Raw genomic sequence first — 1,988 nt, 5'->3', positions numbered from 1 at the left:
CCCACGCCCGCCGCGCCGCCAGCCCCGCCGGCACCTCCGGGGTCTGTGGGGTCTGTGGGGTCTGTGCCAATGCCGCCCGCCTCCGCACCAATGCCGCCCGTCCCCGCGCCGACGTGGGAATCCTCGCCGTTCGGTCCCCCCGGGATGGTCCTGCCCTCAGCGCCCAGCAGCGCCGCGGCGACCAGCGGCCCAGGCAGGCTCGTCCTACCGGACGGCATGATCGCGCCGTCTGCGCCGTCTGCGCCGTCTGCGCCGTCTGCGCCGTCTGCGCCCGCTGGGCCGGCCGCCGCGTCGAGTGCGGTCGCGCCGTCTGGGCTGTCCGGTGAGCCCGGAGGTTCCGCGTCGGCGGGCCGGCCCACGACGCCAGTGGTCCGCAGGGTGCCAGGTCCGCCGCCGACCATCCCACCGCCGGGGGAACGGTGGGGGAGCATGACGGTTCTTGTGCCGGCTGCCGGCGAGCCGGGACAGCCGACGGGGCCGCCGACACCCGGTGAGTCGCTGTTGCCTGGCGAGCCGCCGGCGCCCGGTCAGCCGTCTTCGCCTGACGAGTCGCTGGCAGCCGGTCAGCCGTCTTCGCCTGGTCAGCCACTCGAACCGTGGGTCGCTGGCTTTTCCGGATCCGCTGCCCTGCCCGTCGAGTCTGCCTCGGCCGCGCCCGAACTACCGCCGCTGCCCTTCCCGGCTGCCGCCTCGACGCCGTCGAGCCCGCCCATCCGGCCACCCGAGCGGATCCCGCCGCCCACGAACCCCGCGCCGCCACCGTTCGCCGCGCCGCCCCCGTTCGGTCCGGCAACGCCCACGCCGACCTCGGCGGACGGAGCGCCGGGCTATCACGGAGCCGAGATCACCGTGTCCGGTGGTTCCGCGGTGGCCGGGCCTGGGCCCGCGCGGCAGGACGGGCCCTGGGTGGCACCGTCCGGTGGGCCGCCGGCAGGGATCACCATGCCGGCGGCGCAGCCAAGGCCGGGGCCAGGGCCTTCGACGATGTCGGACGCGTGGGCCGGGTCGTATGCACAGGCGGGGTCGGCATCCGCGGTGGGAGCGGCGGCGGGAACAGGGGCGACGGTGGCCCGCGGGGTGGTGCCACGACGGTTCGCTGGGCTGCCGGAGCGGGTGCGCAGCGCCGCCGTCCTGGCGCGGGGAGCCGCGGTGCAGCATCGGCCTTCGGTCGGGTTGGCCGGCGGGGCCGAGATGGACGCGATCAGCGCGGCGTTCGCGCGGACGCGAGGCGGTGGCCGGCGGGTGCTGGTCGGCGGCTTCGGGGGCGGTGGCGGGCGGACGACGGTCGCCGCGGGCCTCGGTCTCGCGATGGCCGCACACCATGGTCATCGGGTGGTCGCCGTTGACGCCTCGCCCGACCAGTGCGGGCTGCTGGCGCACCGGGTGGGGCTCATCCCGCCAGGTGTCGGCCTGCGTGAACTCGCCGCGGCCCGCCCACCGGTGTCATCCCTGGAGGACGTCCGGCGCTATCTCGCCTCGGACGGTTCCGGTGGCCTCGATGTCCTCGCCGGGATGCGGGACCTCGTCGGCCCAGGGCTCGTGCCCGAGGAACTGGCCTGGTCGCTGGACCTGCTCGGCCACTGGTACCCGGTGATCGTCGCCGACGCGCCCTCCGGCTGGAACCAGCCCGTCCCCGCGACCCTGCTCGCCCGCGCCGACCTGCTGGTGCTCACCGTCCGGGCCGGCGAGGCGGAGATCGCCGGGGCGGACGACGCCCTGACCTCCCTCATCGCGGCCGGCCGCGGCGACCTCGCCACCACGGTGATCGTCGCCGTGGTGGCGACCTACCCGTCCCGGCTCAGTCGCGGCGCGCGGATGCGCCTGGAACATCTCGAGGACCGCGCGTACATCACCGTGCCCGTGCCGTTCGACCCGGCGCTGGCCGACAGCCGCCCGATCAACTGGCTGCGCCTACGTCGCCGCACCCGTTTCGCCTTCCAACGCCTCGCCGGCCCGGACGGTGAGCACCAGCAGGTCGGCGCGGGCGA

General features: G+C 76.3%; 2 protein-coding genes. Both read left to right on the top strand.

Going from position 1 to position 1,988, the window contains the following annotated elements; genetic code table 11:
- A partial coding sequence (locus G6R24_RS23065) for a hypothetical protein (protein WP_225438874.1) occupies positions 1–326 on the top strand: 326 nt, incomplete at its 5' end.
- A gap of 751 nt (positions 327–1,077) precedes the next feature.
- Positions 1,078–1,988: MinD/ParA family ATP-binding protein (locus G6R24_RS20545; protein ID WP_420840682.1), on the top strand; the 911-nt coding region annotated here is incomplete at its 3' end.

Origin of the sequence: Candidatus Frankia nodulisporulans, from assembly GCF_902806475.1 — a bacterium.
GTDB classification, from domain to species: domain Bacteria; phylum Actinomycetota; class Actinomycetes; order Frankiales; family Frankiaceae; genus Frankia; species Frankia umida.
This window is presented reverse-complemented; position numbering and strand designations above follow the sequence as displayed.